The 23,372-nt window shown below is 66.2% G+C and carries 18 protein-coding genes and 1 pseudogene; 11 read left to right on the forward strand and 8 right to left on the reverse strand.

The features are described from left to right. Positions 1-8: 8 nt before the first annotated feature. The 3 genes from AC5RWA_RS00160 to AC5RWA_RS00170 all read left to right on the forward strand — a co-directional run bounded on the left by AC5RWA_RS00160 (position 9) and on the right by AC5RWA_RS00170 (position 3,071). Positions 9-1,043, forward strand: a complete 1,035-nt coding sequence (locus AC5RWA_RS00160; RefSeq protein WP_494056082.1) for a hypothetical protein — start codon at positions 9-11, stop codon at positions 1,041-1,043. 155 nt (positions 1,044-1,198) lie between these two features. Beyond that, entirely contained in the window at positions 1,199-2,197 is a 999-nt protein-coding gene (locus AC5RWA_RS00165) for a helix-turn-helix transcriptional regulator (protein WP_494056083.1), read from the forward strand. After that, positions 2,190-3,071 (forward strand): SDR family oxidoreductase, encoded by an 882-nt coding sequence (locus tag AC5RWA_RS00170; protein WP_494056084.1) that lies wholly within the window; start codon positions 2,190-2,192, stop codon positions 3,069-3,071. The genes AC5RWA_RS00165 and AC5RWA_RS00170 overlap by 8 nt, the downstream gene beginning before the upstream one ends. A gap of 137 nt (positions 3,072-3,208) precedes the next feature. On the opposite strand, the gene AC5RWA_RS00175 is transcribed toward AC5RWA_RS00170, so the two are convergent. Both AC5RWA_RS00175 and AC5RWA_RS00180 read right to left on the reverse strand, forming a co-directional pair. Beyond that, positions 3,209-5,401 (reverse strand): discoidin domain-containing protein, encoded by a 2,193-nt coding sequence (locus AC5RWA_RS00175; protein WP_494056085.1) that lies wholly within the window; start codon positions 5,399-5,401, stop codon positions 3,209-3,211. Positions 5,402-5,642: 241 nt separating this feature from the next. After that, positions 5,643-5,966, reverse strand: a complete 324-nt coding sequence (locus AC5RWA_RS00180; RefSeq protein WP_275730831.1) for a hypothetical protein — start codon at positions 5,964-5,966, stop codon at positions 5,643-5,645. Between the two features lie 204 nt (positions 5,967-6,170). Between AC5RWA_RS00180 and AC5RWA_RS00185 the strand changes: the two genes are divergently transcribed. After that, positions 6,171-7,817, forward strand: a complete 1,647-nt coding sequence (locus tag AC5RWA_RS00185; RefSeq protein ID WP_494056086.1) for a serine hydrolase — start codon at positions 6,171-6,173, stop codon at positions 7,815-7,817. 144 nt (positions 7,818-7,961) lie between these two features. Here AC5RWA_RS00185 and AC5RWA_RS00190 read toward each other — a convergent pair whose 3' ends face one another. Beyond that, the gene (locus AC5RWA_RS00190) at positions 7,962-9,842 is read right to left on the reverse strand and encodes a pectinesterase family protein (protein WP_494056087.1); all 1,881 of its coding nucleotides are present in this window, start codon (positions 9,840-9,842) and stop codon (positions 7,962-7,964) included. Beyond that, a complete protein-coding gene (locus AC5RWA_RS00195) occupies positions 9,842-11,185 on the reverse strand; it encodes a pectate lyase family protein (protein WP_494056088.1) in 1,344 nt (447 codons plus the stop codon). The genes AC5RWA_RS00190 and AC5RWA_RS00195 overlap by 1 nt, the downstream gene beginning before the upstream one ends. 238 nt (positions 11,186-11,423) lie before the next feature. On the opposite strand from AC5RWA_RS00195, the gene AC5RWA_RS00200 reads away from it, so the two are divergent. After that, positions 11,424-12,155 (forward strand): GOLPH3/VPS74 family protein, encoded by a 732-nt coding sequence (locus tag AC5RWA_RS00200; RefSeq protein ID WP_494056089.1) that lies wholly within the window; start codon positions 11,424-11,426, stop codon positions 12,153-12,155. 96 nt (positions 12,156-12,251) lie between these two features. On the opposite strand, the gene AC5RWA_RS00205 is transcribed toward AC5RWA_RS00200, so the two are convergent. The 3 genes from AC5RWA_RS00205 to AC5RWA_RS00215 form a co-directional block, all read right to left on the reverse strand. Further along, entirely contained in the window at positions 12,252-12,536 is a 285-nt protein-coding gene (locus AC5RWA_RS00205; protein WP_494056090.1) for a DUF427 domain-containing protein, read from the reverse strand. Between the two features lie 100 nt (positions 12,537-12,636). After that, positions 12,637-14,325 (reverse strand): DUF5671 domain-containing protein, encoded by a 1,689-nt coding sequence (locus tag AC5RWA_RS00210; RefSeq protein WP_494056091.1) that lies wholly within the window; start codon positions 14,323-14,325, stop codon positions 12,637-12,639. Beyond that, positions 14,322-14,786, reverse strand: a complete 465-nt coding sequence (locus AC5RWA_RS00215; protein WP_494056092.1) for an LpqB family beta-propeller domain-containing protein — start codon at positions 14,784-14,786, stop codon at positions 14,322-14,324. The genes AC5RWA_RS00210 and AC5RWA_RS00215 overlap by 4 nt, the downstream gene beginning before the upstream one ends. A gap of 378 nt (positions 14,787-15,164) precedes the next feature. On the opposite strand from AC5RWA_RS00215, the pseudogene AC5RWA_RS00220 reads away from it, so the two are divergent. The 3 genes and pseudogenes from AC5RWA_RS00220 (at position 15,165) to AC5RWA_RS00230 (ending at position 18,707) form a co-directional block, all read left to right on the forward strand. Beyond that, positions 15,165-16,475, forward strand: a pseudogene (locus tag AC5RWA_RS00220) (MFS transporter). 54 nt (positions 16,476-16,529) lie between these two features. Further along, a complete protein-coding gene (locus tag AC5RWA_RS00225; protein WP_079595099.1) occupies positions 16,530-17,783 on the forward strand; it encodes a M24 family metallopeptidase in 1,254 nt (417 codons plus the stop codon). A 72-nt stretch (positions 17,784-17,855) separates the two neighbouring features. Further along, positions 17,856-18,707 carry an IclR family transcriptional regulator gene (locus AC5RWA_RS00230; RefSeq protein ID WP_494056093.1) on the forward strand — a complete coding sequence of 284 codons (852 nt, stop codon included), beginning with the start codon at positions 17,856-17,858 and terminating at the stop codon, positions 18,705-18,707. 9 nt (positions 18,708-18,716) lie between these two features. On the opposite strand, the gene AC5RWA_RS00235 is transcribed toward AC5RWA_RS00230, so the two are convergent. Continuing rightward, positions 18,717-20,285 (reverse strand): PucR family transcriptional regulator, encoded by a 1,569-nt coding sequence (locus AC5RWA_RS00235; protein ID WP_494056094.1) that lies wholly within the window; start codon positions 20,283-20,285, stop codon positions 18,717-18,719. 106 nt (positions 20,286-20,391) lie between these two features. Between AC5RWA_RS00235 and AC5RWA_RS00240 the strand changes: the two genes are divergently transcribed. The 3 genes from AC5RWA_RS00240 to AC5RWA_RS00250 all read left to right on the forward strand — a co-directional run bounded on the left by AC5RWA_RS00240 (position 20,392) and on the right by AC5RWA_RS00250 (position 23,267). Then, the gene (locus AC5RWA_RS00240; RefSeq protein WP_494056095.1) at positions 20,392-21,930 is read left to right on the forward strand and encodes a purine-cytosine permease family protein; all 1,539 of its coding nucleotides are present in this window, start codon (positions 20,392-20,394) and stop codon (positions 21,928-21,930) included. A gap of 53 nt (positions 21,931-21,983) precedes the next feature. Beyond that, a complete protein-coding gene (locus AC5RWA_RS00245) occupies positions 21,984-22,931 on the forward strand; it encodes a polysaccharide deacetylase family protein (protein ID WP_494056096.1) in 948 nt (315 codons plus the stop codon). 96 nt (positions 22,932-23,027) lie between these two features. Next, positions 23,028-23,267, forward strand: coding sequence for a hypothetical protein (locus AC5RWA_RS00250; RefSeq protein ID WP_079595094.1), 240 nt, complete (start codon positions 23,028-23,030; stop codon positions 23,265-23,267). The last annotated feature ends 105 nt before the right edge of the window (positions 23,268-23,372 follow it).

The following is a 23,372-nucleotide window of genomic DNA, read 5'->3' on the forward strand; positions in this document are numbered from 1 at the left end:
CAAGTTCCATGCCTTCAAAGACCATCAAAACGACGACGGCGGCAGCCGTCCTGGCGCTTGGCCTCCTTGCGTCCCAGCCCGCCAGGGCCGCTGACAGCACGAGCGACGCCTTCACCTTCGGCGTCATCGGCGACATCCCCTACGGCGAGGCCGAAATCACCAAGTTCCCCGCCCGCATCCAGGACATCAACGCCGACAGTGCCCTGAAGTTCGTCACCCATGTGGGCGACATCAAGAACGGGTCCTCCGTCTGCTCGGATGAGTACTTCGCCGACATCCGCACCCAGTTCGACACCTTTGAACACCCGCTGGTCCTCACCCCGGGCGACAACGAGTGGGTGGACTGCCACCGCACCAACAACGGGGCCTACAACCCGCTGGAACGGCTGGACAAGCTGCGGGAAGTCTTCTTCAACGAACCCGGCAAGACCCTGGGCTCCACCATGCCGGTCAAGACCCAGGAGAGCCTCGGGCTGCCGGAAAATGTCCGCTTCACCCAGAACCGGGTGGCCTTCTCCGTGCTGAACATCCAGGGCAGCAACAACTCGCTGCTGCCGTGGAGCGGCCTTGGCGAAACCACGGCCACCCCCGAGCAGCTGGCCGAAGTTGAGCACCGGACGGACGCGGTCCTGGGCCAGATCCGCGAAACGTTCGATGACGCCGAGCGCCGCAACGACCGCGCCGTGGTGCTGATGACCCAGGCCGACATGTTCGACCCGTCGCTGCTCGCCGCTGCCACGGCCAACCCTGACCTGGTGTCCGGGTTCCGCGAGATCGTCCAGGCCATTGTCGAGGAAACCAACGGCTTTGACCGCCCTGTCTACCTCATCAACGGCGACAGCCACATCTTCGCCGAGAACCAGCCCCTGGCCGAGGGCTCACCGTGGCTGGACATCTACGGCCAGGCCCCCGCCGACGACCTGCAGCGCATCACCGTGGACGGCTCGGCCAACGCCACCAACTACGTCCGGTTCACGGTGGCCGGCAACAGCGCCGACGGCGCCGAAGTCCTGAGCTGGGAGAAAGTCCCCTTCAGCTCCTAGGCACCAAAGGAAAAACGGCCGACGGCGGGAACCTCCCGCCGTCGGCCGCTTCCTTTTGCGCTGGCTGCTTTCGTGGTGCCTGCTGCCGTCGTTCCCCTCCGCATCTGGGGGTGTCTGGTGGACACTGCCACCGCCCCGTCAAGCTGCGTAGCGTGATGGATGTGGACAGAAAAGACGACATCCGCGAGTTCCTGATCTCGCGCCGCGCGAAGGTCAGCCCGGAGCAGGCCGGCATCCCCAGCTACGGGGAGCTGCGCCGCGTTCCAGGCCTGCGGCGTGAGGAGGTGGCGCAGCTGGCCGGGGTGAGCACCGATTACTACACGCGGCTGGAACGGGGCAGCCTCCGCGGCGTCTCCGACTCGGTCCTCGAAGCCGTGGCATCCGCCCTTCAGCTGGACGAGGCCGAACGGGCACATCTGATGGACCTGGCAAGGACGGCGAACGCGCCGTCACGCCGTCGGACGCCCCGGCTTCCTTCCCAGCAGCGGGTCCGCCCTGGGGTTCTGCGCCTGCTTGACGGGATGACCGGCGCGGCAGCGATACTGCAGAACGGCCGCTCGGACGTGCTCGCCGCCAACCTCCTGGGCAGGGCACTGTACGGGAACGTGTTCAACTCGGAGGTGTCGTACGGGCCGGACCTGCCGGGCAGGCTGCCGAACCAGGCACGCTACCTCTTCCTCGACCCGGGCGCCGGTGACCTGTACCCCGACTGGAATGCGGTGGCGGCCACCACGGTTGCGATGCTGCGCTCGGAATCGGGCCGGAATCCCCATGACCGGGCGCTGAACGAGCTAATGGGGGAGCTGACCACACGCAGCGGACAGTTCGCCGCGCTCTGGGCTGGGCACGACGTGCGGATCCACACCACCGGAACCAAGCGCTTCCACCATGCCGTGGCCGGGGACCTGTCCCTGCAGTTCGAGACGCTGCACCTCCCCGGTGACGAAGGCCAGACCCTGTTCGCCTTCACCGCCGAGCCCGGCTCCGGCTCCGCAAGCGCGCTGGCCTTCCTCGCCAGCTGGGCGTCAGTGCCGTCCGCTGCAGCCACCGAAACAGCCTCCGCCGGCGATCCTGTCGTCGGAACCACCATCCCCGCCCGCCCCCACGCGCAGGCGGAAACACGCAACTCCAGAAAGACAGAACCACATGACTGAACAGGCCCTAACCACAGAACAGAACGCCAACGGGACCGGCAAGAAGGTCTGGTTCATCACCGGCGCCGGCCGTGGACTCGGCACCGACATCGCCAAAGCTGCCCTGGCCGCCGGGTATGCAGTGGTGGCCACCGGCCGCAACCCCGACAAAGTCGCCCAGGCGGTCGGCGACCATGAGAACCTCCTGACCGTGAAGCTCGACGTCACCGACCCCGCGGACGCGACCGCCGCCGTCCAGGCAGCAGTGGACCGGTTCGGCCGGATCGACGTCCTGGTGAACAACGCCGGCAACTTCTACGCCGGGTTCTTCGAGGAAATCACCCCGCAGGACTTCCGGACCCAGATCGAAACCACCATGTTCGGCCCCATCAACGTCACCCGCGCCGCCCTGCCGGTCCTGCGGGCCCAGCGATCCGGCCTGCTGGTCACCATCTCCTCCACCGCCGGCATCGCGGGCGGGGAGTTCCTCACCGCATACGCCGCCTCAAAGTTCGGCGTGGAGGGCTGGGCGGAGTCGCTGGCGCCGGAAGTGGCGCCGTTCGGCATCCGGTCCTTGATCGTGGAGCCCGGGTTCTTCCGCACCGAGCTGCTGACCCCGGAATCCACCAGCTACGCCGACTCCACCATCGAGGACTACGCCGAGCGCACCGAGCAGACAGTCAAAGCCTGGACGAGCATGGACGGCCAGCAGTGGGGAGACCCGGCCAAGCTCGCCGATGCCCTGATCCAGCTGGCCGAACTGGACGAGCCGCCGCTGCGCTTCGCGGCCGGCGCCGACGCGGTGGAGACCTTCGAGGCGCGGGCGAGGACGCTGGGGGAACAGGCGAACGCCCACCGCGACCTGTCCAGCAGCCTCGCCTTCGCCGACGCCTGACGAAGGGGGACGTACGACGACGGGAAGCGTCCCGCCGTCGTACGTCCCCCTTCCAACACCAACGCGGGGTCACTCCCGGCCCAATGCGCTGCGTTCTTTGGGCCGGGAGTGACCCCGCGTTGTCTTTAGGAGGCGGGTCAGGGCTCCGTCACTGCCACGGAAATGCTGTGCGGCGGCAGGGTGAAGGTGGCTGCCTCATCGGCCTTGATGACACTTGAATCAGGCGGCTGGTTGGGTTTGGGTTGTCCGCCGTTCCCTTCACCCTGGCTCGGGTTCCACTTGTACTGTGCGGCCCCGTACTGCTCGAGGGCGATCTCCCCCTCAACAACGTCGTGCTCACCGCCGGTTTTGTGCATCAACCGGACTTTGATCGATTTTTGCGGGTCCTTGTTGAACAGGAGCACGCCGAGGCTGCCGTCGGGCCGGCGCAGCGCGTAGGCGGTGACCAGCGGCTCACCCTTCTGGTTGTTGATGTCGCTGGTGGCGGTATGGACGGTGTGGTTGCCGTCGCTTCCATGCACCCAGTGCTCGTTCACAAGCCGGGCAGCCTGAAACGCGGCAAGGGGCCGGATTTTCCACTCATCATAGAACTGCAGCATCATCAGGTTCCCCCACGAATTGCAGTTCTTGCCTTCCTTCTCCTGGAAAACCCAGTTCGGTTCCAGCCCGTAGTAGTAGCTGGTCTCCCCGCCCAGGGCCAGGAAGAGGGCGGCGGTTTCGGCGTTGATCATGGCGCCGGGCAATTCCAGTTCCACCTGGCCGGCGAAGGAGGAGTACCCGTACTCGGTGATCACTTTGGGAATGTCAGCCGGAAGGCCGGCCTGCTCCTGGCGGACAAGGAGGTCCTTGAGGAGCTTGGGGTGTTCGGCCAGCGGGGCGGTCGGATCAGCGCATACATCGTCGAACGGATACCACTCGAAGGAGAAGAAGTCGAAGTCCTCCATCTTGTTGCGTTCCCGCAGGTAGGACACGAAGCGCCCGGTCCAGGACCTCACGCCCTTGGCATCGGGCCAGTGCACCCACTCCGGCAAGGTGGTCTGGTAGCCCGGGCCTCCGAACTCGACGGCGGGATCAACCTCTTTCATCGCCCGGGCCATCTGCAGGTACAGCGCCGCGTAATGTTCGGGCTGGGCGAGCTGGCCGTCCGGTTCCTCACCGATCTCAACGCGTTCCACCGGGTAGCCGCGCTTCTTCAGGTAGCGCAGCAGGGCTGCGGCGTCCTCCGGCACGCCGTACAGTGCGGGAACCGGAACCATCATCGGCTGGCCGTTGGTGATGCCGCTGTCGAAGAGCCGCTCGAAGCTGGCGTGCTCGTAGTGTTTGTCGATGTCGCCTGCACTGTGCCACGGGTCGGTGGAGGACGTCCACGTCTCCGTTTGCTCCTGGGAGGGCGTATGGGCGATGTAATCGACAAACCCGTCGGCCGTCTCCTGCCCGATGGAGAGCTCGCGCACGGCGAATCCGAGCTTGTCACGGACATCGGTGGAACCCGCCGGAGCGGTGTCCGAATCCTGGGTCAGCACGATGCGCAGATACTGCACATCCATCGGTTGGGGCGCGATCCGTACGGTCTGGGAACCGCCGGTTCCCGTATGGGTGCTTAGCGGAAAGTCGACCCATTTCCCGTCGTCAACCGGAAAGTGTGCGTCCTTGCCGGACCAGTACTGCACCTTGAAACCCGTGGCGAACGGCGTCCCCCAGTCGAACATCACGGTGTCGATCGGAAAAGCGTGGGGGAAGACGGCCATGATCCACTGCGGGTTCAGATCGTCCGGTTCCCCGGTGAAGTGCGAGTCCAGGTAGGGGTTGCTCTTCCAGAACGTGGAGAGGTCTCCGTCGGAGAGCCTGGAGTAGCCGTCGTTCTTTCCCTGGTCGATGGTGTTTCCGCGGCGGGGAAGGCGGTACCCCTGGGACGCCCGGTAATCTTCCTTCGGTTCATCCGAGGAGACCCAGTACCCCTGCTCCGCAGCGGGGTCGCTCCATGTCCCGCGCGGATTCCAGTGCCAGGCCTTGACGCCGAGTTCAGTGCGGAGCCGGTAGCTGATGGGTCCGAATCCGGCCGTTTTCATCGCCTGGACGTTGGCGGGGGTCCAGACCTTGTCGATTTCTCCTTCTTCCAGGCCGTCCACGCCGGCGCCAAGGACCCGGGTGCCAGGGAACTCGTTGAGTGTTGTGTCCAGATCGATGGTGACGGTTGCATCCACGGCGGGCAGCGTGGGAGGAACGACGGCGAAGCCATCGAGCATTTCCACCGTGAGGAGGGCCGTCACCACCAGCAGCACCATCTTCTCGACTCGCCAGGGTTCCCTGTGCCGTTGCTTAGAAGTCATGCGTCCCTCCAGGAACCTGACAATTCACATTCCCTCCTCGCGATCAGGGGGGGTGGGAACCAGCGGTCCCCGAAGCCCCCGGGTCTCAAGCCAGGGCGCCACAAAACGTAGTTCGACGCTACAAGGAGACCGCGGCCGGGCGCACGAGTATTAATTACCTACAACGCGCAGGCCCACTACTTGCCCAGGTTGGTTGGCACCAAGAGGACGTACGACGGCGGGAGTCCTAGCCCTCGGCGTTTCAGGCGCTGAGGTTCCAGTGCACCCGGATGGCCTCGGCGATCGGTCCGGCGGCGACGTCCACGCGGAAGGCAACGGGCGCAGTGCCTGTCTCTTCGATGACTGCGTCGCGGTACACACGGCCGCATTTGGGGCACAGGGTGTAGAGGTCCTCATCCGCGGGCCATGCCGCCAACTCCGGAGGGACCGGCAGATCTCCTCCTGCATGAACGGGCACGCCCTGCGAGTTGGCCTGGATCAAGCCATCCTGGCTGACCGTGTTGCCGCAGACGCAGGTGATGGTGGTGACATCATGACCCACCACAGTGGCGGTTTCAGCGTCCACAATGACCTCCCGGGGTCTGGAAGGGAGCTGTACCTATCAGCTTATGCCTGCTGGTCAGCGGCCACAGCATCCCCATCGGCCAGGCCTACCCAACTTCCGCAGAATCCATTGCCTGCGTGCAGTGCGGGGTTCACTATAGAGGCTGTCGGGAAGGCTGGGGCCGCCTACTGGAAGCGCTCACCGCCCTAGGATCAAGGATTCACCATGGATAACGGCTCCGTCTCCCCGAACCGACGTACGCTGCTGAAAGCGGCCGGAATGGGGGCGGCCGGTGTTGCCGGCTTGCCCCTTCTGTCCGCCTGTACGGGCGCATCGGCGCAGCTTGCAGCGTCATCGGCGCCCGCAGCTCTGCTCCCGGCCCCGCCTCAACAGGTCGAGCCGCTGCTGGACCGGGCCAAAGTCGATAACGCCCTGGCCAAGCTCGAGGGATTGATCCAGGAGGCCATGGGGAGTACCGGGCTCCCGGGCATGGCCGTGGCCGTCGTGTACCGGGACGAGGTCCTGTACTCCAAAGGCTTCGGGGTCCGGGAAGTCGGCAAGCCCGGGGAGATCACTCCCGACACCGTGTTCCAGGTGGCTTCCGTGTCCAAGCCCCTGGCGTCCACCGTGGTGGCAGGAATAGTGGGACAGGAGGTCATCGCCTGGACAGACCCCGTCATCGAACACAACAAAAGCTTCACGCTCAACGATGAATACGTCACCCGGAACGCAACCTTCGCTGACCTGATGTCACACCACAGCGGGCTCAAAACGGGCTCGGGTGACCTGCTGGAGGACCTCGGATTCGACCGGGCCTACATCCTCAGCCACCTCAACCAGGAGCCCCTGGACACGTTCCGGGCAAGCTACAACTACAGCAATTTCGGCTTCACCGAAGCCGGCCAGGCGGCAGCCGATGCGATGAAAATGACCTGGGAGGACCTGGCCGACGAGGTCTTGTTCCGGAAGCTGGGCATGTCCGCCAGCAGTTACCGTTACGCGGACTATGAGCGCGCCACCAACAGGGCCATCATCCATGTTCCGCTCGGGAACAAGGAGTGGGCGGCGAAATACCGCCGGATCGCCGATTCCGAGGCTCCGGCCGGGGGCGCGAGTTCGTCGGTGCGGGACCTGGCCCAGTGGCTCCGGCTGCAGCTCGGAAACGGCAGCTACGAGGGCCAGCCCGTCATCGATCCGGCCGCCCTCCAGACAAGCCGCGTTCCCCACTCGGTCTCCGGGCCGGCACAGGCCCCTGCAGCCCGGTCCCGTTTCTACGGACTGGGCTGGAACGTCTCCTATGATGACCAGGGCCGCGTCCAGCTGGGGCACTCCGGAGCTTTCAACCTTGGCGCCGCCACCGCCGTCGCGATGCTTCCCGGCGAACAACTGGCCATCGTCGCCCTGACCAACGGGCGCCCGCAGGGGATTCCGGAAGCAATCTGCGCCGGCTTCCTGGATGCGGCACAGCACGGATCACCCACCGTCGACTGGCTCACCTTCACCGCCGATGCATTCAGGCGGATCGATGAGTCCGACAATCCTGAGGTCGATTACACCAAGCTTCCGCCCAGCCCCTCGCCTGCCGGGCCGAACAGCGCCTACACGGGCACCTATGACAACCCCTACTACGGCCCGCTTGTGGTCCTTGAAGAGGGCGGAAAACTGGCCATGAGAATGGGGCCCGCCGGCAGTCCCACCACCTTTCCGCTCACGCACTTCGACGGCGACACGTTCAGCTTCGAAACCATCGGCGAGAACGCCAACGGCCTGGCCGGAGCACTGTTCGCAGGGGCAGGCGGCGGCCCCTCGCCGAGCGTCACGCTGGACTTCTACGACCGGACCGGGCTGGGCACCTTCACACGGGCCTCGTAAGGCGGCAGCCACACAAGGAAGCGTACGACGGCGGCGCCTCCCGCCGTCGTACGTCCCCTTTTGCACCAACGCGGGGTCAGAGCAGGCCCAATTTCCGGCGATTATTGGGCCGGGAGTGACCCCGCGTTGCATGTGCGGAGCGGGCTAAGCGGCCACCGCCGAGGGCACCACGCTGCTGTCCGCAGTGGTGCCCGCGAGCTGTGGCGCCCAGCCGTCCGTTCCCTGCAGATAGTTGCTGACGGTGTAGTTGCCCGCCTCAGCCCCGGGCAACTGCGGACGGTCGGGGGTCACCTGCGCGCCGGGGCCGCGGTTGTTGTACTCGTGGAACCGTGCCCCGCGCCAGGAGAAGCCGCTCATGTCCGTCCACGGCGTGCCGGAGATGTGCGCGCCGAGCCAGGAGTCGCGCACCAAGACCTGCGCAACCGCCTTCGGGTCACCGCTCGGGTGCCATGGCCTGCCCAGGTGGACAGTGTTGGCCGCGGCGTCCGAGACCAGCCGGCACTGATCGAAGAGGTAGCCGTACCTGATGGACAGGTCCAGGCTGCCGGCGGTCACGTACCCGTTGTTCGTGCTCGAGGCGCGGTCCAGGGACTTGATCTCGCAGCCGCTGAAAACAGCGGTGCCCCGGCCGAAGATGAAGTCCACATCCCCTTCCACGTAGCAGTTTTCGAAGTAGAAACGGGCTTGGACACCGGCTCCCGGCGAGTTGACCAGCAGGGTGTCCTGATTGCCCAGCATCCTGACGTTGGACAGCACCGAGCGGTCCGCCGTGATGTGCAGCGCGACAGCCTGGCGGTCCTTCATGCCCAGGTTGGCCGCTTCATCGAAATCGTTGCTGATGGTCAGGTTCCGGGCCACGAAGTCCGGTCCGTCAATCCGCACGGAGGCGCTGCCGGAGGTGCCGAAGTTCCCGCTGCCGTCCGGCTTGGGCGTTCCGGACGCGTTGTTGTAGACCAGCACCACGTCCTCCGGCCGTCCGCCCTGCCCAATGAAGGAGATCCGGGGTTTGTCAGCCGGAACCCGCACCGCTTCCCGGTAAACGCCAGGCTGGATCCTGATGATTGTCCGCTGAAGGGTGCCAGGAGGAACGGAATCGATGGCGGACTGTACCGTCGCGAACGTCCTGCCCGGTCCGACGTCGAGCGTGACCGGGAGATCCACGGGTCGCTCGGCCGGCCAGTACATGCCCAGCAGCGGGTCGGTGCGGGCGTCGATGTCCAGGAAATAGCCCGGCGGGACGATCTCCTTGGACTGCAGCTCGCGGGCCACGAGGTGGGCCACCGCCAACGCGCCGGCGGCCTGGAAATGCGTGTTGTCCTCCGAACCCTGGGGATACTGCGGGTGCTCGCCGGGAGCCAGGTGCAGGAAGTGCTGCTTGGTTCCCTCCGGGCCCAGCTGCTGCCAGAGCGCCTTGGACGACGCCGTCAGGTCCACCAGGGGAGTGCCGGACGCCGCGGCGAGGTCCCGCACGGCCTGCGGATACGCGCCGTGGGAATCCTGGGCATTCCCGAAGGAATCGAAGCGGCGGCGTTCCACGGAGGTCACCAGGACCGGCTTGCCGCCACGGGCTTTGGCGCCGTCGATGTACCGGCCCAGGTACTCCTTGAACGTGGAGTCCGGCAGCGTTCCCCGGTTGGGGTCCGTGACTTTCTCGTCGTTGTGGCCGAAGGAGATCAGCAGGTAGTCGCCCGGCTGCATCAGGGCCAGTACCCGGTCCAGCAGCCCGGCGTCGGCATAGCTCTTGGAGGAGGCGCCGGACCAGGCGTAGTCAAAGACGGTGGCCTGCGGCCCCAGCAGGAGCGGCAGTGCCTGTCCCCAGCCGGCGCGGGGCCGTTCGGACTGCTGGTAGGCCGACGACGTCGAGTCCCCGACGACGAAAATGACCGGCTTAGTGCGGGGTTTCGTGGGGTCCGGCTCGGCCTGGGGGAAGGCGCTGGCTATGCCCGTTCCCGAGAGTGCCATGCTGCCTGCGGTGAGTGCGAGGGTGGCCAGGACGCTGCGGCGGCTCGGCAGGATGGCGGCCATCAGAGGTCCCCTCCGGCGGTGAAGATGGGGCCGGTGGAGTTCTGGAGCAGTGCCGGCACCGCCTGGGCCGGGTGGACCTGGGTGCGAAGCGTGGGCGTCCAGGACGTGTCCGCTGCCAGCTGGTCCGCAGGTGCGGCAGCGGCGTTGTACTCGGCACGCAGGTCGGTGATCTTGCCGTTGACGGCGTTCCCGATGGTGGTGACCGCGGTTCCCTTGAAGCGCCGGATGATGTCCGCGGCGTCGGTTCCGGCCGGAAGCGTGAAGGCGTTCGCCTCGGCGTAGAGGTGGGAGTCGAATCCGGCGCCGAGGGCGTATTCGAAGGGGACGGTGCTGTCTTCATTGACCTTGAAGTGGTTGTTGTACACATCCACCTGGCCGAACCGGACGCGCGGGGCGCGCTGGCCGATGTTTTCGAAGACGTTGTGGTGGATGGTGACGCGCAGCTTGCCGGGGTCCCCGCGGTTCGTGTTGTCAGTGGAGCCAATCAGGAGCAGCTTGTCATGGTCGGAGAACCGGTTGAAGGACATGGTCACAAGGTCGGAGCCGTTGGTGACGTCCACGGCGCCGTCGTGCACCTGGTACGGGCGGCCGAAGTAGTCGGGCTGGTTGCTGTCCAGGTTGGGGGCGTCCGTGAACTCGGAGTGGTCAATCCAGACGTGGGTGGCTTTGTTGATGACCTGCAGCAGGTCGTACTCGCTGTTCCAGTTGCCCTCGTCGCCGTCGGTGGGGTCCCAGGCGGGGAAGCAGTCGGCGGCGTCCCGCACCGTGAGGTTGCGGACGATCACGTTGGTGGCGCCGTTGACGCGGAGGGCGGCGCCGCTGATGCTGCTCTCCGGGGTGGCACCGACGATGGTGGTGTTGCTGGGGATGTCCCACCGGATGGTCTTCGCCTGGTTTGCGGCGGCGAGGCGCCTGGCGCTTTCCTGCGGACCGGCGGGTTCCTCGCTGCGGCCGTAGGTGGCGGGGTCGAAGTCCTGAAGGTACTGCTCGAGGCTGTAGCCGGTGCCCTCGGCATAGTTTTCGCACGTCAGCGCTGAACCGTCCGCGGCGGTGTTGGCGTTGATGGTTCCATGGACCCGGACAATCTTGGGCTGGGTGCCGGCTTCAGCGAAGGCAGCCAGCAGCTCGGCTTTGGTGGAGACGTCATAAACGTGGGCATCCTCTGCCGCTGAACCGCCCGTGGTTCCTGTTCCCTCGGACGCCCAGCCGTTCCCTTCGGCAAGAACCTGGCGCTCCAGCGGAGTCTGGGCGGTCTGGGCGGTGGGATCGGATACCGGGCTCGGAGTTGCTCCCGCAGGAGCCGAAATGGCAAGTGCTCCTGCCACGGCAAGGGCTGCGGACATGGATAAGCGGGTACTGCGTTTTCGCATGTTCTCTCTTCCGTCATTGGAATGAACTGCGCCCGGCTCGGAGTCCACTATGACGCCGGCATTGTGAGCGCTGACAAGCACACTATCCAGAAAGCGGTTTCTCAGCAATAGCTGGATCAGAGGCGGGTGCTGTTTTGGCACGTCAGGTGTGCCTTCCGGCCTTCTTGCGGAGCATATTGTGGTGGCCGTGAGACGGGCGCACCATGGTGGTATGAACGCGGAAACAGCTGCACCTGTGGACTTGAGCCTTCCCGAAGCCTTCCTCCTCCTGGCCACGAACGACCATGACGGCAAGCCCGAAATTCCCGTCTTCGCACTCAGGACCACCCTGGCCGGGGCGATACTGGGGGAGCTGGAAATGCAGGGGGCGATCGAGCTGCAGGGAAAGCATGTCCGGGCAACCGGCGCCACCCCCAAAACCGAGCTCCGGCGTGAGCTGGAGGCTATCCGGCACAAATCCCGCCTCCACACACCTAAACGGTGGGTATCGATGATGGAGAGCCGGGGGGAAGTGCAGCGCGTTTATGAGGGCATGGCGTCCCGGGGCATTGTGGAACATGCCGGCGAAAAGCACCTCGGCTTCTTCCGGACAGTGCGGTTCCCGGAGAAGGACCACGCTCCGGAGGCGGCGCTCATGAAGAAGCTCCAGGCCGCCCTCGCCGTTGTACCGGCCGGGCAGCAGGTGCCTGGATCCACGCCGGCCCCTGCAGCGACCATTGATGGGAGGACGACGCACGCCGCGAAACCAGCTGCCAAGGCACCCGATGCCAGGACGCTGGCCCTGATCGCTTTGCTTCAGGCTGCCGGGCTGTTCCACAAGCTTTTCCCGTCAGCTGACAGGGTGTGGGCGGACGAGCTCGCGAAGGACTATTGGCCGGCCCGTGCGGTGGAGGACGAGCTTCGGATGATCAGGCTTGCGGAGGAAGAAGCCCCGGCCTTGTGACTTCGGGTCCGACGCGGCAGGTCCGGATGTCGGGGACGCACCAAAGGCCAACGGACGACGGCGGGAGGTCCCGCCGTCGTCCGTTGAAGGAGTCTGTCAGCTCTCGATGGTCACGCCGCGCCAGAATGCGATGCGGTCCTCGATCTGCTTGGCGCGCGGCTTTGCCTGCGGGTAGAACCAGGCGGCGTCCACGTTCAGCTTCCCGTCGACTTCCAACGTGTGGTAGCTGGCCTGGCCCTTCCACGGGCAGACGGAATACATGTCACTGTCCCGCAGATAGCCGGCGTTGACTGCGTCCCGCGGGAAGTAGTGGTTGCCCTCCACCACCACGGTGTCGGCGGATTCGGCGATGACTTTTCCGTTCCAGATAGCCCTGACCATGTAGATCCTTCTGTTGGGTGCCGTCGGCCTCGGATGCGCCACGGTCGTAGGTATGCCAACGTCTCCGGTGATGCCGTTTGTTCCCGCGCGAGACGGACAGTCAGCGGCCTCTGGTGTCCACCGGAATCACGTCCACCCGGGCACCGGGACCGAGCACCACCAGGACGTGCCGCGCCGTAATGCCGTCCAAGGCCTTCACTACCTGCCCCATGCTCTCGTTGGACGCAGGGGAGGTGACCGGGTCCGGCGGGGAGGCGGCGCCGTCGTCCGTTCGGAGCCAGACGGTAACTTTTGCACCCCCGGTGGCCTCGGCAATTTCCTGAGCGAACCCCTCCGAACCGGGCCGGGCCACGAGCGTGACCTGGTCAATGGTCCTTGTCTGTGGCGGCGCAGCTGCCGCGAGAACAGTGCGGTCGCGCCGCCACAGGGCGAAGTGGTAGCCGGCCACCATCCCCGCGGCCACCAGGAGACCGAGCGGTCCGCGGATGCGGTCGATGGCGCTGCCGCCCGATACTTCGCCCAGGAGGAATTCGAAGATCCGATACCCGATCACCAACAGGGCAATCAGGGCCACCACGGCACTGACCCCGAAGAACGCGATGAGATAGATGCGCCTTCCGTGCGTGATCGCATCGGCACTGTACGGCTGCTTTACCGGTTTCCATGCAAGCCACCAGACCGGGCCGCCCACCACCAGGGAACTGATGCCACCCAAGAGCAGGGTCTGCGCCGTGCCTCCGGCCAGCGGCGATACTGCGCCGGCCAGCAACGAACTGACAATCACGCCAATGCCCGAGGCCGCCGCCGCCAGGGCCACCGCGGACGTCACCAGGAGGCTTGCCCGCCGGGTTTCACTGGACCGGTCCACCGACACGGCCCGATGGTAGCGCCACACCACTGCCCCGATCACAGCAGCGGCCAGCGCCGGGGCCAGGGGTTCGAGGAGTTTGCCCATCGGGTCTGCCCGGTCGAAGGCCAGCCTGAGGAGGACAAACAGCACCACTGCGCCGCCAGCCAGCGCCGTGATGCCGGCGGCGAAGATTCCGACGGCGATCATGCTCACGTCAACGAGGGCCGTCCGGAGCCTGCGGCCGCCCTCGTGGAACCAGTGCCACCACCACACCGCGCCTCCGCCGGCCGCCCACACCACTGACCGGAGCACGGAATACCACCATGGTTCCGCCCCGGTGATGGCAAAGCTGGCGCCCCGGATGGCGGTGTCGAGTAACCCGCTCAGCGCGGAAATCGCTGCAATCGCGCCGACGACCAGGCCATAAACGGTTCCGATGGTGGTCCGTACATCCTCCAGGTGGGCAGCCCCTTTGTCCGGATGCCTCCACATCCAGCGGTGCCACACCCAGACGGCGGCCCAGACTAGGCCGTTGGACAACAGGGACGCCCACTGGCCGCGCGGACCGCCGATGAGGGACGCCCCCAGTTGCAGCAGCGACGTGGTGGCGACGATCAGGGAGACGGTGTACATGCCGGCCAGGTACAGGCCCCAGCCGGCTGCGGCGCGCTCCGCCTCGTCGATCCTGCGCCACAGGAACCACCACAGGAGCAGGGCGAGCGGCCCGCCGATCAGGGTGAAGGCAAGTCCCCCGGCGAGGCCGGGAACATCCCGGGCTGCAAGCACTGACCCGGACGTGAACAGGCGCTCCAGCAACCCGCTGAAGCCGGAGGCCGCGATCAACACCAGGGCGAACAGCAGGGCGTACTGGATGAGGCGGCGCAGGGTGGTCTGGGCCCGGGTCAGGCCCGTCGACGCCGACACTAGCTGGGAACTCATGGCCTTGCCGGGACGCCAGCGCAGGAAAGAAGGGGGAACGGGGCCGCGTCCACCTTCCACCTGCCGTCGACCTTCACGAGTGAAAAGGCGTCCTCCGACTCATACTCGGATGGGCCGAAAGGGCCGCCGTCAGAAGACTGCACGATGGACACGGTCACGGTGGCCGATTCCGCCCGTTCCCTGGTGGAGACCAGGACCACCCGGTCCGGTGGAGGCATGCCGTCGAATTTGCCCACGCACTGCGTCTGGGCCGCTGCTGTCAGGTATGAGCCCGCAGTTACGGTATCGCCGTCGATCACCGCAGCGCTGTACCGCTGCACCACCCCGGCAGGACTTGCCTCGTCCAGCGGTTCCGGTTCACCCCTCATGAACACGACGGCCAGCGCGACCGCCACCAGGACGCCGACAGTGGCAAGCAGAACGAGGAGGATCCTGTCAGGTTTTCTCGCTGCACCGTTCATGCGGTCAGTATGGGCCTCCGGCTCCACAATTACTGTCGCCTTTCAGCCGCGATTTGGTCACTTTTCAGCTTTCGCCAACCATTGTGGCAACCATGTTGCTGTTACTGCAACAAAACCGAGCACCACTACATCTCCGCTAGTTCTTGGCAGGAGCTGCACCTCGGCGGGCCGGGAAGGAAAAACAATCCATCAAACCCTCTTGACTGTGTGGTGGATCACGGCCTACCTTGAAGCAACAGTGTTGCAACAAATGCAACTCCAACTTTCATTGGTGGACACGTGAGCAACGAATCGAACGCACCCGGGCCAGGAGTCATTGCCGATGACGCCAACGGCCCTGCTTCGGGTGCAACCGCCGTACATGCCTCAGGCTCCGGCGTGACTGATCCAACTGGTGCCGTCAGCGTCGATGGACCGAGCAAGGACGTCCGGCGCCGCGTGATCGCGGCCAGCTTTATCGGAAACTTCGTGGAGTGGTTTGACTACGCCGTCTACGGCTACCTGGCCGTCACCATCGCCACGGTCTTCTTCCCTGAATCAGATCCCCAGACCGGCCTTCTGCTGACCTTCGCCCTTTTCGCGATTTCGTTCCTGGTCCGGCCTCTGGGCGGGTTCGTCTAGGGCCACATCGGCGACAAGGTGGGCCGGCGGACAGCCCTCTCCCTTTCCATCCTGATCATGTCCGGAGCAACCTTCTGCATCGCCCTGATCCCGGGTTACGACACCATCGGTATCTGGGCGCCCATCCTGCTCCTGATGATCAGGGTTGTCCAGGGCTTCTCCGCGTCGGGTGAATACGCCGGAGCGTCCGCGTTCCTGGTGGAGTACGCCCCCGCCAACCGGCGCGGCCTGTATGCCGCCGTGGTTCCGGCCAGCACCGCGGCCGGCCTGCTCCTCGGCTCACTGATAGCCGGCCTGCTGACAACCCTGCTGTCTACTGACGCGATGCACAGCTGGGGCTGGCGCCTGCCGTTCCTGCTGGCGGCCCCGATGGGCCTCATCGGCCGGTACATCCGGACCAAGCTGGAAGACACCCCCGTGTTCCGCGAACTTGCGGCCGAAGACCAGAAGGACAAGGCACCCGTGTCCAGCCTCTTCCGGAACCACTGGCGGCAGCTGCTCCAGGCCGTCGGGGCCGTGCTGCTCAACGCCGTCGGCTTCTACGTGATCCTCAGCTACATGCCCACGTACCTGTCCTCGGAGCTGGGCCTGGGCGAAACCGAATCATTCCTGGCCACCACGATCGCGCTGGTCACCTACATCGGCTTCATCTTCCTCACCGGCATGCTCTCGGACCGCTATGGCCGGAAGAAGGTGCTCATCAGCGCATCGGTAGCCTTCATCCTCCTGACCGTCCCCGCCTTCGCACTCCTGGGAACCGGGAACTTCCTGGTCATCGTCCTGGTCCAGATCCTCCTGGGCGCCATGCTCACCCTGAACGACGGCACCCTGCCGAGCTTCCTGGCGGAAATGTTCCCCACCCGGGTCCGCTACAGCGGCTTCGCCGTCAGCTTCAACCTGTCCAACGCCCTGTTCGGCGGCACCGCCCCGTTCATGGCGACCCTCCTCATCGCGGCCACAGCCAGCGACCTGGCTCCGGCCTGGTACCTCGTCGCTGCCGCCGTCGTCTCCCTCATCGCCGTGGCCCTCTCCAGGGAAACCTGCAAAGAGCCCCTGCGCCACGAATAGCTTCCTTCCACAACCAGCAACACCTTAAGAAACTCAGACAGAAAGGCATCACCCATGACCACCACCGCCGAGAACATCTCCTCCATCGCCGAACTCGAGCGCCTCAAGGTCCTCCACAACGGATCCAAGGGCAAGCTCACGTTCTCCGACGCAGAGTTTGAGCGCCGCCTGGGCGGCCTCCGCCAAATCATGGCCGCCAAGAACCTGGACGCGGTCATCCTGACCAGCTACCACGGCATCAAGTACTACTCCGACTTCCTGTACACCACGTTCGGCCGCAACTACGCACTGGTGGTTACCGCCAATGACTCGGTGACGGTCACCGCCAACATCGACGCCGGCATGCCGTGGCGCACGTCCTACGGCGAGAACATCGTGTACACCGACTGGCGCCGTGACAACTTCTACTTCGGCCTGCAGGAGGCCCTGCGCCAGCGCGGCGTCAAGGCCAGCCGCCTCGGCGTCGAGGACGACTTCCTTCCCGGCTTGACCCGCGAGAAGATCGCCGCAGCCTTCCCGGGCGCCGAACTCCTTGACGTCTCCCAGGACGCCATGCGCCAGCGCATGATCAAGTCCGCCGAGGAAATCGAGGTCATCAAGCACGGCGCCCGCATCGGCGACCTTGGCGGCGAGGCCATCCGCGCCGCGATCCGCGAGGGAATCACCGAGTACGAGGTGGCGCTGGCCGGCACCGAGGCGATGGTGCACGAGATCGCCAGGACGTTCCCGGACCGGGAAGTCCGTGACACCTGGGTGTGGTTCCAGTCCGGCATCAACACCGACGGCGCCCACAACTGGGCCACCACGCGCAAGCTCCAGCAGGGCGACATCCTCTCCCTGAACTGCTTCCCGATGACCTCCGGCTACTACACGGCCCTGGAGCGCACGCTCTTCCTGGGCCAGCCGGATGAGCGCTCGCTGGAACTGTGGAACATCAACGTGGAGGTCCACAAGCGGGGCCTGGAACTCATCAAGCCCGGTGCAGTGTGCAAGGACATCGCCGCCGAGCTCAACGAGATCTATGTCAGCCATGGCCTGCTCGCCAACCGCACCTTCGGCTACGGGCACTCCTTCGGTGTCCTCAGCCACTACTACGGACGCGAAGCCGGACTCGAGCTCCGTGAGGATATCGACACCGTCCTCGAGCCCGGCATGGTGGTCTCCATGGAACCGATGATCACGGTCATGGATGGCCTGCCGGGTGCCGGCGGCTACCGCGAACACGACATCCTGGTCATCGGCGAGGACACGGTGGAGAACATCACCAAGTTCCCGTTCGGTCCGGAACACAACATCATCGGCGCGTAGGCGCCACAACCCGAAGCGGCGCCGCGGTCCACGTGGCGCCGCTTTCGGCGTCTCCGCCGAAGATAAGGAAAGATGATGGCTACCATGACCCCATCAGCAGCAAAGAACACGGACACCGATGCCCCGGCGGCGAACGGCAGCGGCACCAACGGAAGCACCGACACCAAAGGCGCCTCCGTCGTCGTCAACGCCATCGCCGTCCTGCGCACCTTCACCGCGGACGAGCCGCTGCTGGGCGTCACCGAGATCGCCAACCGCGTGGGCATGCACAAGAGCTCCGTCTCCCGGATCCTTGCCACCTTCGAGCAGGAAAACCTGGTGGAGCGGGACCCCGAGACCCGCCGGTTCCGCCTGGGCCTGGGGCTGATCGCCGTCGCCGGGCCCCTGCTGGCCGAGATGGAGGAACGGCGCGTGGCATACCCGGTGCTCCGCCGGCTGACCGAGCAGACGGGGGAGACCAGCGCCCTCATGCTGTGGAACGGCGACGAAGCCATCTGCGTGGAGCAGATCGCCAGCCACCACCAGATCAAGCACACCACGCCACTGGGCGCCCGCTACCGGGACGCGATGAGCGCCTCCGTCCAGGTCTTCCTGTCCACCCTGCCCGCCGAACGCGTCCGCGAACTGCTCCGCAGCGGAACCATCACCTACCCGGGAATGGACGACGCCGGCCTCGCCGCCTATGAGGCGAGGCTGCAGGAGGTCGCGGGCCGGGGATGGGCCGAGAACTACGGCGAGTCCTCCATGGACGAAGTAGGGGTTGCCGCTCCCGTCCATGACCACCGCGGCGACGTTGTGGCCGTGGTGCTGGTCCCCGCACCGCGCTTCCGGGTCTCACGCGAGCGGCTGGAGAGCCTGGGCGAGGCCTGCGTTGCTGCCGCGGCGCAGGTGACCACCCGCCTGGGCGGACGCGCCGCCGGGTAACGCTGCACTCTAGGGCAGCACGGCCATCCGCGCCGCCAGGTGCAGGGCCGCCAGCCGGCCGGTGCCCCGCGGATCGCCCCCGCACAGCTCGAAGATCCGCTGCAGCCGGTGGTGCATCGACTGCCGCTCCAGGTGCAGCTCCCGCGCCGACTGCGCTGTGTTGCACCCGGAATCCAGCCACACCTGCAGGGTCTCCAGCAGCTGGGACTGGCGCTGCGCATCGTGGTCCAGCAGCGCCTTCAGGTGCCGTCTGACAAACGCCGCCCGCGCCGAAGCCTCAATGCCTGTCAGGGCAAGGCTCTCGACAGCGGTGTCTTCCGCATCAATTACTACCAGGCCGCGGGACGGGTGCTGCCTGCGCGGGGATGCGTTCCGGCGGCGGATCTGCCGCACATCCAGGGCCCGGCGCGCTTCGGCCAGTGACCAGGCGGCTTCGGCCACCCCGGCTGCAGGCGGCCCCACTGCTATTGCTGCATCGTGGTCGCCGTCCAGCCCCTGCAGGGACGCCAGGAGTTTCCGCCGCCCGCCGGCAGGATCGGCAGGAGGCAGCGCGATCATCACCACCAGCTCGGCATCGTCCAGGTAGGCGGCGCTGGGGATCCGGCTGGAGCTCAGGAATGACTCGATCACGCGGCGGAGCCTTTGGGGCGATGCGGCATGGATGGCCGCCACCACCGCCGGGGTATCCACTGGAAATCCGGCACCCGGGGCCAATTGCTCCAGGCGCCACGCCGGCGCGGCGGTCAGGACGGCCCGCATGAGTTCCGCCCCGGCCTGCGCATGCAGCCCCGGCGGCATGTGCTGCAGGAGGGCCAGGCCCAGGATGTCCACCGCGCGGTCGCCGGCCACCCGCGCCAGGCCCGTGTCCACACCGTCCGGAACGTCCACCTCAAGCCGGCCCATCAGCACGCCGCGGACAGGAATGTCCACGGTAATCACTGTTCTCCCAGCCGCCTCTCCGCGGCCATCCTGCGCATCTTGGCCGCTGCCGGCGTCGTCCTTTTCCTGCCAGCCGGCCGGCACGGCGCTGCCCAGGGCAACGCCCCACGGGGAGACAAGTTTCACCGCCGAGCTGATGATGCCGGCCAGCACGCCAAGGATCTGGTCCAGCGACGCGCCGTGCGCCAACTCCGCGGCCATGGCCCGGGTGGCGGCGTCGGCCTGCTGCAGGTGCCCCACGGATTCGCTCACCAGGATCGAGTTGATGGCCTGCATAACACCGACGAACGGCACCACCTTGCGCAGCTCCACCACGGCCAGGCCGTGCTCCTTCGCTGCCTCCAGCATGTCCGCAGGGATCTCCGGCAGCACGCCGCCGGTCTCCACGGCGAGGGCAGCGATGCCGCGTTGCGCCAGTTCACGGACGTAGGCGGCCCGCTTCTCCGGCGTTGCCGATGCCAGCGTGATGCCGCCGCACAGCAGCAGCTCGCCGCCGCGCAGAAGGGGAGCGATGTCCAGCACCTCGCTGGAGTGGACCCAGCGCACCGGGTGCTCCGCCGTGCCGCCGGGGGAGTGGACCACGGGATCGGCGGCAGCAAGGACCGGGTGGGCGAGAATATCGCCGAGGGAGACTGACATGACGTTCCGTATGGATTAGCAGTGATGTGTTAGACACATCGTATCTTGTTGCTTGTGATGGGTGCCACATAGCCTTGAAGTACTCATTCACCTCCTGGAGGCTCCCATGCAAGAAAAGCTTTCTTCAGCAGCGCAAAGGCGCGCTGCTGCCGCAGGAAACCAGAGCACGCAAAGCCACAGCACCGAAGACCACGAAGCCTGGCTCCAGCCCATCCCGGAGTCAGCGCGGACCCGCAAGGTATCCGGCCAGTTCTGGATCTGGGCGGGCGCAAACCTGGCACCCATCAACTGGGTGCTCGGGGCTCTCGGCATCCACCTCGGGCTTGGCTTCGCCGATACGGTCACCGTCCTGGTCCTGGGCAACCTGATAGGCATGCTCCTCTTCGGCTGCTTCGTCCTTCTCGGCCAGAAAACCGGCGCCACCGGCATGGTCCTGGCCCGCGCGGCATTCGGCCGGCGCGGCAACTACCTGCCGGCCGCCATCCAGGCCCTCCTGGTCATCGGCTGGTGCGCGGTCAACACCTGGATCATCCTGGACCTGGTGATGGCGCTCTTCGGAACCCTTGGCTGGGTGGACCCGGAAGCCCAGAACTACGCCTGGAAGATCGGCGTCGCCACCGCCATCATGGCCGCCCAGGTGGCCATCGCCTGGTTCGGCTACAAGGCCATCGCCGCCTTTGAAAAGTGGACGGTTCCGCCCACCATCATCATCCTGGCCGTGATGTCCGCGGTGGCCTGGTTCGGCATGGAAATCGACTGGGGCTACGCCGGTCCGGCCGGCCAGGTCCTGGAAGGCTCCGAGCGCATCGCCGCAATGAGTGCCGTGATGACCGCCATCGGCATCGGCTGGGGCATCACCTGGTTCACCTACGCCGCCGACTACTCCCGCTTCGTCAGCACCGAAGTCCCCAAGCGCAAGGTCTACCTGGCGTCCGTCCTGGGCCAGTTCATCCCGGTGGTCTGGCTCGGAGTGCTGGGCGCCAGCCTGGCCACGAACAGCGGCGAGGTGGACCCCGGCAAGCTCATCGTGCAGAACTTCGGCGTCCTGGCACTGCCGGTGCTGCTGATGGTGCTCCACGGCCCCATCGCCACCAACATCCTGAACATCTACACCTTCTCGGTGGCTACCCAGGCTTTGGACATCTCCATCAGCCGCCGCAAACTGAACCTGTTCGTCGGCGTCTTTTCGCTCATCGCCGTCGTCTTCTTCATCTTCCAGGAGGACTTCGCCGCGGTCCTCGATGCCTGGCTGATCGGCCTGGTGGCCTGGGTGGCCGCCTGGGGCGGCGTCATGCTGGTGCACTACTTCTGGCTGGACAAGCGCTGGCCGGGCGATCCCGAGCGGCTGTTCGACGGCGTCGGCACGCGCAGGCTGCCCGGCATCAACTGGGCGGGCGTCACCTCCCTCCTGGCCGGCATCTTCGCCACCTGGCTGTTCATGTACGGCCTCATCCCCGTCATGCAGGGCCCCATCGCCGTGGCCCTGGGCGGCTGGGACCTGTCCTGGCTGGCAGGCGGCCTGACCAGCGCCGCCGTCTACGCCGTCCTCGGACCGCGGGCCCACGTCCGGTACATCGGCCTGAAGAACAACGTTGTTCCCCAGCCCGAGAGCGCCGGCAGCACCCCCGTCAGCCCGGTCCTCTGACCGTTCCCCACCTATCCCTGACGGGCGCCGTGCGCCCGCCGAAAGGATCCATCGTGAACCAGCCCGCCATCGCGGACCTCCTGCACCCGATCACCTGGCCCGAGGGCTTCAAAGCCGCAGCGTCCTTCACCTTCGACGTGGACGCCGAGTCCTGCACCATCGCCCACGACCCCGCCAGCACCCGCCGGATGTCGCTGATGACCCACCAGTCATACGGTCCCAAGGTCGCAGTGCCGCGGCTCCTGAAGATCCTGGAGCGGCAGGACATCCAGGCCACCTTCTTCATCCCCGGCTTCACCGCCGAGTCCTACCCGGATGTGGTGCGGCGGATCGTGGACGGCGGGCACGAGGTGGCGCACCACGGCTACCTCCACGAACCCATGCAGGGCATCGGCGCCGCCACCGAGGCCGCCTACCTGGACCGCGGCCTGGAGGCGCTTGCGAAGGTGGCCGGCATCCGGCCGGTCGGCTACCGGGCGCCGTGGTGGGAGCTGAACTGGCACTCACCGGGCCTGCTGGCCGACCGCGGGTTCCTCTACGATTCGAGCCTGCTCGACGGCGACGCCCCCTACCGCTTCGCCGTCGCCGCGGACGATCCCCGGGACATCGTGGAGATCCCCGTGGACTGGACCCTGGACGACTGGGAACAGTACGCCTTCTACCCCGGCGTGACGGGCAGCGGCGTCATCGAAAGCCCTGCCAAGGTACTGGAGATGTGGACCCTCGAGGCAGAGGCGCACCACTCCCAGGGCAGTTGCTTCGTCCTGACCAACCACCCGTTCATCTCCGGCCGGCCCTCCAAAGCCGTGGCCCTGGAGCAGTTGATCGAGCGCGTGAAGGCCATGGACGGTATGTGGGTGACCACAATGGAGAGCATCGCCGAGCACACTAAGGCGACCGTCAACGAAATCCACACGCACGCGCGGATCGAGGTGCCCAGCTTCCCGGGCGCCGGCGCCCGGTTCGAACCGGCCGGAGTGCGTGAAGCGCTGCTGACGTAAGGCGCGGGAGGAGGGACGACGGCGGGAGGTTCCCGCCGTCGTTCCTTTCCCTTGTGCGGTTCTTGACGGCTTGAAAAACCATGGCGACGATGGGGTATGACTGAGTCGACAGATACCCCGGATGCCCCTTTTGACGACGACAGTGCGGAGGACGTCTCCCACACCGAGACTCCCGAAAGCATCGCAGAGGAAGTCAAGGACGAGATCCGCCTGGGCCATGTCCAGGACGACGTAAGCCACGTCCTCGAGGAACGTTTCGAGGAGGAAGGCATCGACATGCGTCCCGAAGAGGTGGACGAACTCGCCGAAGAGATCGAGAGGGACGCCTCCACCTGAAGCTTCCAGGAGCTGACCACGGCGGTAGCCGGCCCCGGATAAAATTAAACGGTGCGGGTGCGGGCTCGAAACGGCAGGGAACAACCTGGATTAGTGCGCTGGCCG

This window comes from Arthrobacter sp. 210 2 (assembly GCF_059093025.1).